We start from the raw sequence: 15,641 nt of genomic DNA on the forward strand, positions 1-15,641 counted from the left end.
TTTTTTCTTTCCAAGTTTATACCAACTTTGCATAAATTTGTTCAAACAAACAATTTGAACATATTTCAGTTATATAAATAAAAGAAAATAAGATGAATAGATTTTTCCAAGTTTTGGCAGTAGCAGTATTAATGATTAATGTTGCTGTAGCACAAGTAAAATGGTCTGCAGACCCAGCGCATACAAATGCAAGATTTGACGTAAAGCACTTAGGTATCAGCTTTGTCGATGGTGATTTTACAAAAGTAGAAGGTACAGTTGAAACTGCAACAGGTACAAGTTTTAACAATGCCAAAATCAATTTTTCTATTGATGTCAACAGTATCGATACTCGTGTCGCTGCCCGTGACAACCATTTGAAAACTGACGATTTTTTCGCTGCGGAAAAATTCCCTAAAATGACATTGAAGTCTGTTAGTTTTAAAAATGCAAAAGTAAAAGGAAAATATGTGATGGTAGCGGATCTAACAATCCGTGATGTAACGAAAAAAGTGACATTCGAGGTAACTCAAAATGGGGGGATCATTACCGATCCTTGGGGCAAAACACGTGCAGGCTTCACTGCTAAAACAACAATTAACCGCCACGACTTTGGCTTGAAATACAACGATAAACTACCTTCGGGTGTAGAAGCTGTTGCTTCGGATGTTGATATCATTGTAAACACTGAATTGGTGTTAAATTAATTGGGAAATAATAAATCACACAAACTTGGTGGCTATCCGATTTGATATCAGATAGCCATCATTTTTTACAGACCTTTTAACAGACCGCCATCCAGCGGAATATTGGCACCGGTAAGATAGCTTGCATAGGTTGAGCAAAGGAAAGCGACAAGATAGCCGTATTCCTCAGGTTTACCCAGGCGTTGTGCCGGAACCTGTTTTAAGCGTATTTGCAGCGCCTCATCATACGATATGCCCAAACGTTGTGCATCCAGATCGGTTAGCGACTGTATGCGGTCGGTATCAAATAGTCCTGTCAGGATACTGTTTACAGTCACACCATCTTTGGCAACATCCTCCGCCAGCGATTTACTCCAACTAACCAATGCCGTACGAATAGTATTGGATAATACCAAGTTAGAAACGGGCTCCTTCACCGTAGAAGAAGAAACATTGATAATACGACCATATCCGTTAGCTTGCATATAGGGCAGCGCGCATCCGGTCGTGTAGCAGTGATTTTGAAACAAGAGCTCAAAAGCGTCCTGATAATCTGAAAGATGCTTTTGAGCAATGGTTCCTGCTTGGGGTCCATTCGAATTGTTGATTAAAATATCAACCTTATTCGACTCAAAATAATGTGCTATCTGTTTTTTATAGGCTTCGTGATCGTTGTAATTCACCAGCAAATATTGATGTACCTGCCCTTTAGACCGGTCTAAACTTTCACAGGCATGCTGTAGCTTTTGCTCATTTCGGGAGGCTAATGTTACCGATACGCCACAAGAGGCAAGCACTCGGGCAATCCCGGCACCTATACCGGTTGAACTCGCTCCAATCAAAGCCTTTTTTCCAGTTAGATTAATTTCCATATTTTGTTATTTCCTATCTTATTCTTTAGCTACATTCCCAACCATCCTTCTTCACTAAAACACCATCTTCGATAACACTAATCGTTGTCTTTTGCCCGAATCATGGCAATAAATAAATAGACTGCAAAAACCCAAGCCGAACCTAAGCATATCCAGGCAAAAACTGGGATTCCCCACCATTTCGGTTCAACTCGCGCTACGATGATCATTCCGCCCAACAAATTGAGCGACATAAACATAATGCCAATGACGATACGATTGACCCCTTTTCTTAAGATCGTATTGAAAGATCGGGCGCTGATCAAACGATGGTTGAGGGTAAAATTCCCGGTCCGGAATAAGCGAACGAGCGCACGCATATCTTCTGGTAGTTTCTCCACATCACGAACAAAGGACTCCACTTTATATTTTCCTTTTTTGAACATGGCCTGCGGAGAGAGCCTTTCCATCATAATGCGCCGCGCAAAGGGCTTAATGCTTTCCATAATGTTGAGATCAGGATATAATTGGCGCCCTATCCCCTCCATCAGTGAGATGCCCCGCATCAACTGATAGATATACTCTGGAAAATACAGGCGATTGTCGCCAATAATTTTCCATAGTTTATTGAATAATAAATCTAAGCTAAGATCGCCAAGTGAGACATTGTCGATCATATCAAAAATCTCATAAAGCGAGCGCTCAAACTGATTCCGGTCTGGTATATGACTGACGACAGCGACATCTTCAATCACGTCAGCAAGCCGGACAGCATCTTCGGATATGGCCGATTGAATAAACTCTTCCAGCAGTCTACGGTCTATGCCCAATAATTTACCCATATTTCCAAAATCCAAAAAGGCAATTCGCCCATCTGGCATTACCATCATATTTCCTGGATGCGGATCACCATGGAAGAAACCATGGATAATAACTTGTTCGAGATACAAATTGATCCCATTTTTAACAAGCAATTGAACATCCATTCCCCGCCGCTTGATTTCTGCCACATCGGTAACTTTAAAACCATCCAGATACTCCATGCAAAGCACACGATCAGACGATAGTTCGGGGTAAACTCTCGGCACCTTAATATCTTTATTTCCCTTAAAATTTTTAGCGAACCGCTCAATATTGTGTCGTTCAATTGCCAAAGACATCTCCTCCTGCAAAGTCATGGAGAAAGATTCGACAATCAAAGATAGATTAAGGTTTTCCAGCACATCATTGTACATGGTCAGGATTTTGGCAATATCACGCATGAGTGCGAGATCACTGCGCATCAGCTCATCGATACCCGGGCGTCGCACCTTTAACACCACTTGGGTGCCATCTAATAAGGTTGCTCTGTACACCTGAGCGATAGACGCTGCAGCAAACGGTTCGGCCACAATCTCCTGAAAATACGCGTCAATATCCAGTTGCAGCTCTTCTGCAAGATAGGATTTAATGTCGACTTCAAAAGGCGGAACATTATCCTCCAGGCGCTTAAGTTCATCCACCAAATCTTTCGGCAGCAGCCCCTCCCGGGTCGAAGCAGATTGTCCAAGCTTGATAAAAGCCGGACCTAGCTCCTCAAGCGCCATGCGTATACGCGCATATACACTAACTGTATCGACGTCAATAGGATGATCTACTGACGCTCTAGACCCTTTCCATGGCAATCGAGCGATTGCGTCTTTAAAACCATATTTGGCCAATATACTTAAGATCTGCGAACTGCGCTGTAACTTCTTTGTCGGATTAAACATAACGGATCTTGGATTTCGATAACAATATACGAAATATCCATGCGCAAAAAACACAGTTTGCTGTGAAACTTTATTCCGTCTCCAATTGATCCAGCTTATCTTTGATCTGAACGAGGTAACGACTATAATAGCAGCGAATCATAAGTTCCGTCACACCAACAACCAAAACAATAGCAACAATTGCCGAGAGGATCATCCAAACAATAAAATGAGGATCTGCTGCAAAAGTCTCCTTGAAATGATATAACCGATCAAACCATACACTCGTTCGGTTCTGGGCGATCATGATCAGATAAAGAAACAACGCCTGTGGGATCATCACATAGGCTGCAATACGATACGTCTCAACGGCATACTTTAAGTCGTAATACGTTTTAAGCAAATGTTCTTTAGAGGCCAACAGTTCGATTTGCTTTGTACTTTTTACCAAGTAAAAAAATCTTCGATAGTATAGAAGACTCGATAACGATATCTGTACAATAAAAAAGTAATAGGCAAATGCTGCATAACCTTCGATCTTATAAATGGGCAATATGGGTACCAAAAATAGAAAACACATACAACACAACCATGAAATAAACTCGCGCTTGATGTTCTTGCGCAGCTTGCTCATAATATTGCCTACCTCCTTGTAGTACTTCAGATTTGGATTCTGCAAATCTTCATCTGTCGGCTGTTCCTGCCAAGACTTCTTTAACTCATCAAAATTCATAGTTATATTTTTTAATGATCTGTTGAATTCGCTCTTTTGTACGGTTCAATTTCACCCGGGCATTCACCTCCGATATACCCAAATTCTCTGCAATTTCCCGATGACTTTGGCCCTCCAAAAACAAAAAGATCAGCGCTTTCTCGATTGCATTCAGTTCCTGGACTGCCTGATAGAAAACTTTTAATTGCTCATCTTTATCAGCGTCATAACCTTCATCAGCAGCGTCATGCCGTTCGTCCAACGCATCGTAAATCTGATGCTTCTTTTCCTTTTTTAAGAATACCATGGCCGTATTAAGGGCAACACGATACATCCATGTTGAAAATTTACTCTGCCGCTTAAATGTTCCGTAGGATTTCCACAATTGATAGACTATTTCCTGATACAGGTCCTGCCGCCCATCGTGATCATCCATATACATACGGCTCACCTTAACGAGAATACCTTTATTCTCATCAATCAGTCTAAGAAATTCTATTTCCGATGGGTTCACCTAGCGACTTTTTATTAAATTTAGTTTAGGTAATAAGTATAGCAAGCATGCAAAATGTTACAGCTTTATTTAAAAATATGTAAATTGTTATTAAAAATGAGACTTATCGTTAGAGATTATGGAAAATATATTTTATGAAGGTCAGATCATTTGGGCGCAGATCGATGCAAATAGACATATGCGCCATTCTGCTTACGCTGATATTTGTGCACAGGCCCGCAGTAATATGCTGCACAAGATGGGGTTTTCTCTCGATAAATTTGCGGAATACCATATCGGTCCCATACTATTTAGGGAAGAACTCCTGTATTTTAAAGAAATCCATTTGGACGAATATGTACAAGTCAAAGTGGAATTGACGAAATACAACAAAAACAATAGCCGGTTTTCATTTATGCACCAGGTATTTCGTTCGGACGGAACCCGCTGCTGCACAGTTCATGTCGATGGAGCATGGCTAGACCTCCAAAAACGAAAATTAACAAAATTGCCAGAAGAACTAGCGCCCCTTCTCGCCAAAATTCCCCGAGCTGAAAAATATGAAGAGACAGAATAATCTATAGTAGATAGAACAGCAAACTGATACAAAAGAAAAAAATCCCTTGGAACACAAATGAGGTTCCAAGGGATGAAAACATAAACTAAACCTAAAAACTATTTTCCTTTATCCTTCTTCTATCGTTCCTTTGATCATCTCAAAATCGGATATGCGATTCAACGCTTATCAACTACTTCACTTCAATTAAACGCTTAGCGATAATTGCATCCTCTTTCTTGCCTACAGTCAAAATCAATATCCCCCCTTCATACGCAGCCTCAATACTGCTGTAGTCTACCGTATCAGGCAAAGTAAACGAGCGTGAGAACGACGAATAATTGAATTCTTTTTTACTGTATAATTTTTCTTCACTGACACTTTCCTCCTTTTTCTCTGCCGAAATCGTAATCAGATTCTTATCTACATTGATTTTGAAATCAGACTTATCTAATCCTGGCGCAGCCATTTCGACTTTGAAAGATTTCTCGGTTTCTGATATATTTACCGCTGGAACACGAGAAACCAAACGATCTGAAATAAAATTATCGTTGAATAAATTATCAAATACTGTATTTACAAACGGATTTACTGCATCAGTATTTAAACTTTTTGATGGGAATTTAATTAATGCCATTTTTTTGTCCTCCTAATTTTTTGTTTTATTGTTAAGCTTTTTTGTTCTAACTATTTGAAAGGAATTATTCAATTTGCGTACCACACCTATTTTAAAGACAAAATGACACTTATAACTAAAAATAAATGCCATTTTGTCTATACATATTACACATTATGCGAACAACGGCACACATCAGCTTGGCGTCTAGAAAAGCAAAACAACCTATCCATTTTAAAACAACATTAAATTTCATCGCTCTCTAGCGCTGCGATGACCAAGGATTTGACAGCATCGTAAATATAATCTTTTGCCTCTGCATAAGAAATCCCATAACGCCGGGGAACGACTTCAGCATACTGTTGGAATGGCATAAACAGTTTATCATAATAGGCATCTAACTGCCCGTTGTTCGGTAACTCAAACGCCAGACGAAGCTGAAAACGTCGAACGATAGCAGTGTCCAATATCTCAGGATGATTCGTAGCAGCAACCAATACCGCTTCAGCAGGAAAATAATCGATCAGTTGGATAATAGAATTCACGAGGCGGCGCATTTCACCCACATCCTTTTCTTCACTAATCCGTGCTTTACCAATTTGGTCGAATTCGTCTAAAAACAAAACGGCCTTTTCGCGCCCCGCTTTGTCGAAGACCTGCTTCATGTGTTGCGAAGTCTCTCCAATACGAGACGAAATAAGATTGCTCAAATTTAACACATAAATGGGTTTGTCGAGCGAAGTTGCCAGCGCTTTGGCGGTTGTGGTTTTTCCACAGCCAGAATAACCATGCAGTAAAATCTTATTACTGACCGGCAGGCCGTATTGCGCAAGCTCTTTGATATAACGATGCTCTTTAATGAGCTGCAAAAGTTTCTGACGACTTTCTTTCTGTAAGAAAACCGTTTCCAAAGCAATCTTTTCTTTATCAGCAATGACCAGATCAAAAATATTCATAGTATACTTTTAAGACATTCAAATAACTGTTGCTAAAACTAAATCTTTCAGGCGACATACGGCTGATCCAGTTTATTTTTTAATCTTTGAAATAGTTAAGACTGACTTGTGAGCAGGCAAGATCGCCTCCGAAAGGAGGATTTGATTTTCGTATGACGACTTCTATCGTTACAGCATGGGATACCCGACTTCGAATCTGATCCAATATTTCTGACGCAGCAGATTCAAGCAATTTGCGCTTAGGTCGCATTACGCTGGCAGTAATCTGATAAAGTTCCTCGTAATTGAGCGTATTTTTCAAATCCTCCGTCTCCAAATTCAAAAAGGGAAAACATACGTCAATAGAGACAAAAAATTCGTTACCTAACACCTGTTCCTCTTCATAATACCCTATCGGTGCATAGAATCGCGCTTCTTTCAGTGATACTGTCTGTAAAATGGTTGCCATGCACAAACCTAAGGAAATTGTTCCATACAACAGGGATTATTTGTATATTTAACCATTACCAAAAAACCAACAAATGAACGCTTTTTTATCCTCAGCGATAGCATTGACACTCTTATTTGGCGCGACAGGGCTATATGCCCAGACCAATATGAAACCCTCTGACACGGAATATTACAGTCCCGTCCCTCCAACCATAACAATCGATCATGGCATACCGAGCGACGCCATTGTCCTTTTTAACGGCAAGGATCTCAGTAAATGGAAAGGTGAAAAAGGGCAGGCCAACTGGACGGTGAACAATAATGTACTCGAAGTAAAACCCGGAGCTGGAGCCATTGAGACCAACGAACATTTTACCGATTTCCAACTGCATGTGGAATGGAAAAGCCCCGAGGTAATCAAAGGTGAGGGTCAAGGAAGAGGCAATAGTGGAATTTTCTTACAAGGACTATATGAGATTCAGGTATTGGACAACAACAACAATCCGACTTATGTCAACGGTGGAGCAGGAAGTCTTTACAAACAGCGCGCACCACTGGCGCAGGTAATTGCGCCAGACAAATGGCATGTGTATGATATTATTTACAAAGCCCCCCAATTCAGTAAAGATGGAATATTAATCTGTAAAGGAACTGTAACCGTGCTACATAATGGCGTATTAGTGCAAAACAATACCCAAATAGACGGTACGACAGAATATATAGGGCTGCCCAAACAAGTAAGCCACGGTCCAGGCCCGATCATGCTACAGGATCATGGTGATCTGGTTCAATTCCGAAACATATGGCTACGTAAACTGTAGCTAAGCAGCAAGAAGTAGAGGTTTGCAGGAAACAATTTTAGTTACGAAAGCAACAATTCTGTATTAGGTTTTGTAGGGCTATTTCCCTAATTTTAGCCCTATAAATAGTAAAACAAAACGGAATATAATACGTTCTTTGTGCGTTAATTTTTTACCCACAGCAGACCTCTTAGTCCGATGTGAGTAGAGCATAGCGCAAAATAACCGTTGGAACGGGTTCATTTATGCCGTTTAGAATAAACTTTCACAAAATATTACAGCTTAATGAAAAGAATTGCGCTATTCTTCTTGTTGGCAAGCTCCTTAGGTAGCTATGCACAACGCAATCTCAATTTAGAAGAAACAGTCTTTGGTCCCCGCACCTATGCACCGACATCGATCGTTGGTGCGTCGTGGATCCCAAAATCCAGCACCATCTCCTATCTCGATAAATCATACCAAAATCTATTATCGAAAAGCTCAACAAACAATTGGAGTGAGACAACTCTGGCATCTAAAGCGGACCTCGAAACCGCTTTAAAGGCGGCTATTCCAAATGACGCATTCAGTCTTCGGATGTTTCCTTTTGAATATAAATGGCATGACGGAAATTCGCTCTTACTCCAAGTTGAAGGAAAAGATAAAACGTACACCTTAACTTACAACATTCAATCCAAAACTATTGAAAGCTTTATCGGCAATGACAACAAAGGTGCGAATCGTGAGGTAAGTTCGGACTTTTCTAAAATCGCTTACCTAGTCGAAAACAACATTGAAATTATTGACAAGAATGGCAAAATTACTGCTGTAACCGATGACAGCAATAAAGGGATTGTCAATGGAAGCGATTACACACACCGTCAGGAATTTGGTATCAAGAAAGGAATGTGGTGGAGCAATCAGAATGACAAACTGCTTTACTATCGTAAAGATGAAACTATGGTAGCCAATTATCCTCTGCCACAATGGAGCTCCAGCATTGCGGACATCAAATGGATAAAGTACCCAATGGCAGGGCAAAAATCAGAAGAAGTTTCCTTAGTCGTTTACGATACCAAAACTGGACAAAAAGTGACACTTCAAACCGGTGAGCATACAGAGCAGTATTTAACCATGGTTACCTGGGATCCTTCTGGAAAATACATCTATGTCGGACTCCTTAACCGCGGACAAAATGACCTTAAAGTCAACAAATACAATGCTGAAAACGGTTCCTTGGTCAAAACATTATTTGAAGAAACTGCAACAACCTGGGTTGAACCTGAAAACCCGTTAACATTTTTACCAAACAAACCAGATCAATTTCTTTATCAATCTGACAAGGATGGTTACAATCAGCTGTACTTATACAATACCAACGGTAATTTAATTAAAAAGTTAGGCTACAAAGACATCGTCATGGAAACATTACTCGATTTCTCGGCCGATGGCAACAAAGTAAGTTATACCGGCGTAACCAATAATGGTTTGGATCGCCAGTTATTCGAAGTTGATCTAAAATCGGGTAAGACGATTCAGTTAACACATGAATCTGGTATGCACCATGCTGCCTTAAGTGACGACGGCAAATATATTTACGATCAATACAGCAATTTAAAAACACCTAATAAAGTTCAGATCAAGAATGTCAAATCTGCTAAAGAAACGACCTTAGTCAATGCTGAAAATCCTTTTACCGGGAAAATAAATGATCCTAAAATCGAATTTGTACAGTTAACTTCTGCAGATGGAAAATACCCGTTGACAGGACGTATCATTTATCCCAACGATTTTGACCCTGCCAAGAAATACCCGGTCATGTACTATTTATATGGCGGATCACACTCCCAGTTGGTGTCTAACAAATGGTTAGGCGGAGCAGGTTACTTCGACATGTATATGGCCCAGCAAGGTTACATTGTCTTCACGATGGACAATCGCGGCACAAATTACAGAGGTCGGGATTTTTACACCGCTACTCATCGCAACCTCGGCCAAAATGAAATGGCCGATCAAATGAAAGGAATTGAATTCCTTAAATCAAAATCCTTTGTTGACCAACAACGCATGGGTATTTTTGGCTGGAGCTTCGGTGGATTCATGACTACTTCCTTCATGCTGCACCACAACGACATTTTCAAGGCTGCTGTAGCCGGAGGTCCAGTCATCGACTGGAAATTTTATGAAGTGATGTATGGAGAACGTTACATGGACACTCCACAGGAAAATCCAGACGGCTATAAATTAACATCACTGCTCAATAAAGCGGATCAGCTGAAAGGAAGGCTATTGATTATTCACGGCGCACAGGACCCAGTTGTTGTTCAACAGAATAGCATGGAGTTTTTAGAAGCCTGTATTAAAGCCGGAAAGCAAGTAGATTATTTTCTATACCCCACTCATGAACACAACGTGATGGGGAAAGACCGTATCCATATGTACGAAAAAATTGCAGACTATTTTAATCAACACCTCAAAAATCCATCTTAAAACTCAGGCAAGCTAGAAAAATAAAAAAGGCAACTTTCCATATGAAAGATGCCTTTTTTGTTTTACAATGTACAATACGTATCTTTAATGACAACACTTTAACCGATTATCACAGGCTTTGAAAAAGAACATTCCTTTTACACTCATTATACTGCGCCTTGTCTTAGGCCTGCTGCTGTTACTTTTTTACTTGCTCAAAGTGGATCAATTTAAATGGTATGCAATTTCATTTCTTGTAATCGGATTATTAAGCGACATATTTGACGGCATTATTGCCCGTAGGCTAGCTGTTTCTACCACGCTGTTACGCCGATGGGACTCCAGTGTTGATCTTCTGTTTTTTGCCTGTATTTCACTGGTAACCTACCTGAGCTGTCCCCAATTTTTTAAGGATAATGCTACATTGATTTTGATCCTGGTAGGATCAGAGATATTAACCTACATCATTAGCTTTGCAAAATTTAAAAAGGAAATTGCAACACACTCCATTGGAGCGAAGATCTGGACGCTGTTTTTATTCGCCCTTTTAGTCGAATTACTGCTGCATTGCCAATCAACAATCTTATTTCAGTTAACGATCTGGTTAGGCCTTCTTACACGTTTGGAAATTATTGCTATTATCCTCACACTCAAAAAATGGTCTAACGACATCCCAAGTATCTACCACGCTATCCAGCTACGCAAGGGAAAGGCGATCCTTAAAAACAAGTTGTTCAATAGTTAATGCGGCTCCTCATCCAAACCTTCAGATAAACTATATAATGTCCAATGCTTCGCCTTTATTGCCTGCGATTCTGCCTGAAGTAATTTGATAAAGTCATGTACTCCAAGCTCCTCGTTTCCGTTACCGTGAATCAGGACAATACTGCCATTCTTCGCCTGTTGCCCCTTAGCCAGCCAGGCATCTGACCCAACGGCAAGGAGACCATAAGATATCAGGCTTTCAATAATTTGGCGATCTGAAACCAAGCCCGGACAACGGAAAAACACCGAAGGCACTAGGCCATTCTTCAGCATCAATTTTTCATTTTCCAACACTTCAAATCTTAGATCCGTATTTTTAGAAAGCAAAAAATTGGACGACAGTGGTTGATTGTTAAAGACATGGTCATACGTATGGTTGATCCAAGTAATCTTGACACCTTTTCCTGCCAACGACTTAAGCCAGTCCAGATCAGCCCTATGATTCAGCATCCATTTACCCGAAATAGAAACAGCCAATGGCAAAGTCGCATCGACACCCTTAAACGCCAATAGAAGATCCTCAAAAATAACTCTATCCAAGGGCTTATGTGAAGGACATAAATCGATTGTCAAATTAATACCCGCTTCTTTAGGAAAGCTAAAGTTCAGACCAGCATCCTGTAAGTTATTCTCCGTTTTTCTAACGAAGGAAAAACAGCTTTCATACACAGAACCCATTAAATTTTTATTAACCTCACCCGCATCTTTATAGACCATGCTTACCGATCGACCACCTACTACACGCGTTTGCAGTGTCGTAGGATCTACCGTGAGGTAATACTTTACAGCGTTCGATGTGAAACTACGAATACCCACCAGAGATCGGTCATTTTCACGAAGGATCAGCCACTCGGTCCGGTAGTTTTCTAAATTGACAAATGAAGTCTGTCCAAAAGAAAAAAGACCGCATACGAGAAATAGATAAATTAATATAAGTTGTTTCATGACTAATTGCCGCTTGTTCTTTTCGACTGAAGATTCGTTGGCCATGCTGCCGGCTTACCATCTTTATCGATAGGTAATGTGATTTTTTCCCGGGAGACCAAAGTTGGTTCTTCACAGGCTAGGTAAGTTAAAATCGCAACGATAATGGCATTTTGTTTCACCTCATCAAACACAATCTTATCGTAGGTATCGCGATTGGTATGCCAGGTCACTTTACCATAGTCCCAAGAAGTCGAAGAAAGTCCAAACGCCGGAATTCCTTTTTGAACAAAAGAAGAGTGATCACTTCCTCCGGTTCCTGGCATACCGGGAAAACTCGTTTGAATTTCATTGCGAAAATCTTCAGGTAGATATTGTAGCCAACGACCAATGTATTCGTAAGATTTTTCAAAACCACTGCCCCCAATACGAACAATTCGACCTGTTCCATTATCCTGGTTCCACACCACCTGTATATTTTTTACAAGTTCAGGATGGTCCTCGACAAATGCGGAAGAACCGTTTAGCCCCTGCTCTTCACTCCCCCAGTTCCCAACCAAAATTGTTCTTTTATTATCCGGATAAACCTTCCTTAAAATACGGACGGCCTCCATCATGGTAATCACACCGGTAGCATTATCTGTCGCGCCAGAGGCCCCGTCCCACGAATCTAAATGTGCCGACAGTACAACATATTCATTGGGCTTTTCCTTACCTTTGATCTCGGCGATACTGTTATAAGTTTTTGATATTCCAAGCTCTTTGGAATTCCCCTGAAGCAACACCCGGGGTCTGACCCCATGTTCTGCCATACGGTATAATAGACCATAATCTTCCAATCCCACATTAAAGACGGGAATCTGTTTAGATTTTGCATCAAAAATACGCGTGATACCCGGCAACTCTGTCCAGTAAGAATCTATGACACCAACTGCACCGGCTTCTTCCAATGCTAAAGGCAATGTCCGACGAGTGCTTCCCGTGTAGATCATACTGCGTTCCCACCTTTTTAGCTGATCGTTTTTTAAGGTTTGATATTTTTCGTATCCTCGAGCTGTAGCAGATTCCTTCCAGTTGGCATCTGAACGTCCCGACAATGGATTCATGCCGATAAGCACAATTTTCCCTTTAACAGTTCTAAGCCACGACTGGAAGTCGGACTGAGACTGAAACAAAGGCATAGTCACCACCTCTGCTTCGACACCCTTCCCTTTTGTCATCGGACTGAAAGCCAACTGTGTACCTTCCAGGGACTTCACACGCGGATAGGTCATCGTCACCTGGGAGGTGCCCCGTTCCCAAGAACGCCATTCGCCATACGGCTCATTACGGGCCTGCGCTCCAAGCAAATTATAATTTTTCACAACCCAGTCGTGCGCCTGTTGCATTTGTGGACTCCCAACAAGGCGAGGGCCAATCATGTCGATCAGCTCAAATGCATACTTTTCCAATTGCGAATTTGCATTTGCTTCCTGGACAATCGACGAGACCATCGCTTCCTTATCCTGAGCAAAAATTCGGGGAGTACTCCATAAAAGAAGTGCTAATCCCAAAGATTTTATTCCGAATGGTATCATTGCATCTATTTTCATATGTTATTATTAGTTGTTTTATAATTATCCGTTCACAAACAGACACCGCACGTGTGATCTACCCCGCGTACATTCTCCATTGGCTCCAATCAGGAGCTTCTGAAAAAGACAGCACGTTGGTCTGTAATTAATTTGGAAAACCAAAGCATCCGGTGATTGGTGTTCCCGAAAATTACTAAAGAATATTTAAAAACACACATTATTTTAGAGCAGCTCAATTATATCTTTTTATTTCCTCCGGAAATGCCAAAAGAAGGGATAAAAAAAGCCTGAAAAGATATTTTCCAGGCTTTACTAAAAATATAGATATGAAGGTTGATTAGTTACACAGCTTCTACTTTCGATTTTTCGTAGCTCTCTTGGTGCACAGAAGCCACCGCTCTACCCGAAGGGTCGTTCAGGTGCTGGAAAGAAGCATCCCATGCCAACGCTTCGGGCGTACTACATGCAACAGATTTTACTGAAGGAACAGTTTGAGCTGCCGCTGTTGAAGGAAAATGTGACTCGAAAATTGTTCGATATAAAAATTCCTCTTTATTTTTCGGTGTGTTTATCGGGAAGCGCGTCGAAGCCTCGGCAAATTCCTGATCAGAAACTTTATTTTCAGCCTGCTCTTTCAAGGTATCGATCCAGCTGTAGCCTACACCATCAGAAAATTGCTCCTTCTGGCGCCAAGCGATGCTCTCCGGCAGATAGTCTTCAAACGCCTTACGTACCACCCATTTTTCCATCCTTCCTTCGCGAATCATTTTATCGGAAGGGTTGATGCGCATGGCAATATCCATGAATTCTTTATCCAAGAAAGGCACGCGTCCTTCTACTCCCCAGGCAGCAAGTGATTTATTTGCCCGTAGACAATCGTACAGATAAAGTTTTTTCAGCTTGCGCACAGTTTCCTCGTGAAATTCCTGTGCATTGGGTGCTTTATGAAAATAGAGATACCCACCAAAAAGTTCATCCGAACCTTCGCCAGACAATACCATTTTAATTCCCATCGATTTGATTACACGCGCCAATAGATACATTGGTGTCGAAGCACGGACTGTTGTCACGTCATACGTTTCCAAGTGATAGATTACATCACGGATAGCATCCAACCCCTCCTGGATCGTAAAATTAATTTCGTGATGTATCGTGCCAATATGATCAGCAGCTTTTTTTGCTGCAATTAAATCTGGGGCACCTTTCAAACCTACGGCAAATGAATGCAATTGAGGATACCAAGCATCTTCCTGATCGTCACTCTCAATACGTTTAGACGCAAACTTCTTCGTTACAGCAGCAATAACAGATGAATCCAAACCTCCAGAGAGCAGTACACCATAGGGCACATCTGACATTAACTGACGATGCACCGCATCTTCCAATCCTTTGCGTAAAACAGCGATATCCGTTTCGTTATCTTTTACTGTGTCATAACTCTCCCAATCGCGTTGGTACCAGCGCTGTGGAACTGGCCCGGTTTTACTATACAAATAATGGCCCGGAGGAAATTGTTCGATCGTCTCACAGAAACCTTCCAGTGATTTTAATTCCGATGCGACAAACAGCTGCCCCTCTTTATCTTTACCATAATATAAGGGAATAATCCCCATATGGTCACGAGCAACAAAAAAAGAATCGTCACGCGAATCATATAGTGCAAAACTAAAAATACCATTCAATTCGTCAACAAATGAAGGCCCTTTTGCTAAGTATAAAGCCAACACAACCTCAGAATCACTTTGTGTCGAAAATTCATAATCAGGAAGACTATTTCTTAATTCATGGTGGTTATAGATCTCGCCATTAACTGCCAGTACAACTTGACCATCCGGGCTGTACAAAGGTTGACTTCCCGATTTAGGATCAACGATAGCTAATCGCTCGTGTGCCAACAACGCTTTTTCGCCAGTAAAAATACCCGACCAATCAGGACCACGGTGACGAATACGTTTTGACATTTCCAATACTTGAGATCTCAATGAGCTTGCAGGTTGCTTTAATTCAAAAGCGCCAATAATTCCACACATATTATGAACTTTTTAAAGATTTCGTTTTTACATTATGTTATTGATACAAAGTAAAACAATTAAAAACTATTTTCACAATAATTTTCAATTTT

General features: G+C 40.9%; 15 protein-coding genes. 5 read left to right on the plus strand and 10 right to left on the minus strand.

The annotated features are described in order from the left end of the window. The first annotated feature begins 92 nt into the window (after nucleotides 1-92). Nucleotides 93-686 (plus strand): YceI family protein, encoded by a 594-nt coding sequence (locus tag VXM68_RS00985; RefSeq protein WP_294187375.1) that lies wholly within the window; start codon nucleotides 93-95, stop codon nucleotides 684-686. A gap of 65 nt (nucleotides 687-751) precedes the next feature. Here the strand turns inward: VXM68_RS00985 and VXM68_RS00990 are convergent, their stop codons facing one another. The 4 genes from VXM68_RS00990 to VXM68_RS01005 form a co-directional block, all read right to left on the minus strand. After that, on the minus strand, nucleotides 752-1,537 hold the full coding sequence (locus VXM68_RS00990) for an SDR family oxidoreductase (protein WP_367210192.1): 786 nt from the start codon (nucleotides 1,535-1,537) through the stop codon (nucleotides 752-754). A gap of 77 nt (nucleotides 1,538-1,614) precedes the next feature. Then, nucleotides 1,615-3,267, minus strand: a complete 1,653-nt coding sequence (locus VXM68_RS00995; RefSeq protein WP_293956554.1) for an AarF/UbiB family protein — start codon at nucleotides 3,265-3,267, stop codon at nucleotides 1,615-1,617. A gap of 70 nt (nucleotides 3,268-3,337) precedes the next feature. Further along, nucleotides 3,338-3,979 carry a hypothetical protein gene (locus tag VXM68_RS01000; protein WP_367210193.1) on the minus strand — a complete coding sequence of 214 codons (642 nt, stop codon included), beginning with the start codon at nucleotides 3,977-3,979 and terminating at the stop codon, nucleotides 3,338-3,340. Next, nucleotides 3,969-4,472, minus strand: a complete 504-nt coding sequence (locus tag VXM68_RS01005; RefSeq protein ID WP_293956555.1) for a sigma-70 family RNA polymerase sigma factor — start codon at nucleotides 4,470-4,472, stop codon at nucleotides 3,969-3,971. The genes VXM68_RS01000 and VXM68_RS01005 overlap by 11 nt, the downstream gene beginning before the upstream one ends. Before the next feature lie 118 nt (nucleotides 4,473-4,590). Here VXM68_RS01005 and VXM68_RS01010 point away from each other — a divergent pair, with 118 nt between their 5' ends. After that, complete coding sequence (locus VXM68_RS01010) at nucleotides 4,591-5,028, plus strand: thioesterase family protein (RefSeq protein WP_209578951.1); 438 nt, start codon at nucleotides 4,591-4,593, stop codon at nucleotides 5,026-5,028. 172 nt (nucleotides 5,029-5,200) lie between these two features. On the opposite strand, the gene VXM68_RS01015 is transcribed toward VXM68_RS01010, so the two are convergent. The 3 genes from VXM68_RS01015 to VXM68_RS01025 all read right to left on the minus strand — a co-directional run bounded on the left by VXM68_RS01015 (nucleotide 5,201) and on the right by VXM68_RS01025 (nucleotide 7,027). Then, complete coding sequence (locus VXM68_RS01015) at nucleotides 5,201-5,644, minus strand: Hsp20/alpha crystallin family protein (protein ID WP_209578952.1); 444 nt, start codon at nucleotides 5,642-5,644, stop codon at nucleotides 5,201-5,203. Nucleotides 5,645-5,868: 224 nt separating this feature from the next. Further along, nucleotides 5,869-6,579, minus strand: coding sequence for an AAA family ATPase (locus VXM68_RS01020; RefSeq protein ID WP_294187382.1), 711 nt, complete (start codon nucleotides 6,577-6,579; stop codon nucleotides 5,869-5,871). 79 nt (nucleotides 6,580-6,658) lie between these two features. Continuing rightward, nucleotides 6,659-7,027 (minus strand): dihydroneopterin aldolase, encoded by a 369-nt coding sequence (locus VXM68_RS01025; protein ID WP_294187384.1) that lies wholly within the window; start codon nucleotides 7,025-7,027, stop codon nucleotides 6,659-6,661. A 73-nt stretch (nucleotides 7,028-7,100) separates the two neighbouring features. Here VXM68_RS01025 and VXM68_RS01030 point away from each other — a divergent pair, with 73 nt between their 5' ends. From VXM68_RS01030 to VXM68_RS01040, 3 genes are all read left to right on the plus strand, one after another. Further along, nucleotides 7,101-7,829, plus strand: a complete 729-nt coding sequence (locus tag VXM68_RS01030; protein WP_294187386.1) for a DUF1080 domain-containing protein — start codon at nucleotides 7,101-7,103, stop codon at nucleotides 7,827-7,829. Nucleotides 7,830-8,093: 264 nt separating this feature from the next. Continuing rightward, complete coding sequence (locus tag VXM68_RS01035) at nucleotides 8,094-10,277, plus strand: DPP IV N-terminal domain-containing protein (protein ID WP_367210194.1); 2,184 nt, start codon at nucleotides 8,094-8,096, stop codon at nucleotides 10,275-10,277. 118 nt (nucleotides 10,278-10,395) lie between these two features. Continuing rightward, nucleotides 10,396-11,001, plus strand: a complete 606-nt coding sequence (locus tag VXM68_RS01040; RefSeq protein WP_367210195.1) for a CDP-alcohol phosphatidyltransferase family protein — start codon at nucleotides 10,396-10,398, stop codon at nucleotides 10,999-11,001. On the opposite strand, the gene VXM68_RS01045 is transcribed toward VXM68_RS01040, so the two are convergent. The 3 genes from VXM68_RS01045 to asnB form a co-directional block, all read right to left on the minus strand. Further along, nucleotides 10,998-11,966 carry a polysaccharide deacetylase gene (locus tag VXM68_RS01045; RefSeq protein ID WP_367210196.1) on the minus strand — a complete coding sequence of 323 codons (969 nt, stop codon included), beginning with the start codon at nucleotides 11,964-11,966 and terminating at the stop codon, nucleotides 10,998-11,000. The two genes, VXM68_RS01040 and VXM68_RS01045, sit on opposite strands and share 4 nt — an antisense overlap. Before the next feature lie 2 nt (nucleotides 11,967-11,968). Beyond that, a complete protein-coding gene (locus tag VXM68_RS01050; protein WP_367210197.1) occupies nucleotides 11,969-13,537 on the minus strand; it encodes a M20/M25/M40 family metallo-hydrolase in 1,569 nt (522 codons plus the stop codon). Nucleotides 13,538-13,860: 323 nt separating this feature from the next. Further along, entirely contained in the window at nucleotides 13,861-15,549 is a 1,689-nt protein-coding gene (gene asnB / locus VXM68_RS01055; protein ID WP_312331171.1) for an asparagine synthase B, read from the minus strand. Nucleotides 15,550-15,641: the final 92 nt, after the last annotated feature.

It is taken from the genome of Sphingobacterium sp. R2 (genome assembly GCF_040760075.1).
In the GTDB taxonomy this organism is placed as follows: Bacteria; Bacteroidota; Bacteroidia; order Sphingobacteriales; family Sphingobacteriaceae; genus Sphingobacterium.

Bases quoted from the DNA above. Each gene is read 5' to 3' on its own strand.
- VXM68_RS00985 (WP_294187375.1), top strand. From the start codon at position 93: ATGAATAGATTTTTCCAAGTTTTGGCAGTAGCAGTATTAATGATTAAT.
- VXM68_RS00990 (WP_367210192.1), bottom strand. From the start codon at position 1,537: ATGGAAATTAATCTAACTGGAAAAAAGGCTTTGATTGGAGCGAGTTCA.
- VXM68_RS00995 (WP_293956554.1), bottom strand. From the start codon at position 3,267: ATGTTTAATCCGACAAAGAAGTTACAGCGCAGTTCGCAGATCTTAAGT.
- VXM68_RS01000 (WP_367210193.1), bottom strand. From the start codon at position 3,979: ATGAATTTTGATGAGTTAAAGAAGTCTTGGCAGGAACAGCCGACAGAT.
- VXM68_RS01010 (WP_209578951.1), top strand. From the start codon at position 4,591: ATGGAAAATATATTTTATGAAGGTCAGATCATTTGGGCGCAGATCGAT.
- VXM68_RS01015 (WP_209578952.1), bottom strand. From the start codon at position 5,644: ATGGCATTAATTAAATTCCCATCAAAAAGTTTAAATACTGATGCAGTA.
- VXM68_RS01020 (WP_294187382.1), bottom strand. From the start codon at position 6,579: ATGAATATTTTTGATCTGGTCATTGCTGATAAAGAAAAGATTGCTTTG.
- VXM68_RS01025 (WP_294187384.1), bottom strand. From the start codon at position 7,027: ATGGCAACCATTTTACAGACAGTATCACTGAAAGAAGCGCGATTCTAT.
- VXM68_RS01030 (WP_294187386.1), top strand. From the start codon at position 7,101: ATGAACGCTTTTTTATCCTCAGCGATAGCATTGACACTCTTATTTGGC.
- VXM68_RS01035 (WP_367210194.1), top strand. From the start codon at position 8,094: ATGAAAAGAATTGCGCTATTCTTCTTGTTGGCAAGCTCCTTAGGTAGC.
- VXM68_RS01045 (WP_367210196.1), bottom strand. From the start codon at position 11,966: ATGAAACAACTTATATTAATTTATCTATTTCTCGTATGCGGTCTTTTT.
- VXM68_RS01050 (WP_367210197.1), bottom strand. From the start codon at position 13,537: ATGAAAATAGATGCAATGATACCATTCGGAATAAAATCTTTGGGATTA.
- asnB (WP_312331171.1), bottom strand. From the start codon at position 15,549: ATGTGTGGAATTATTGGCGCTTTTGAATTAAAGCAACCTGCAAGCTCA.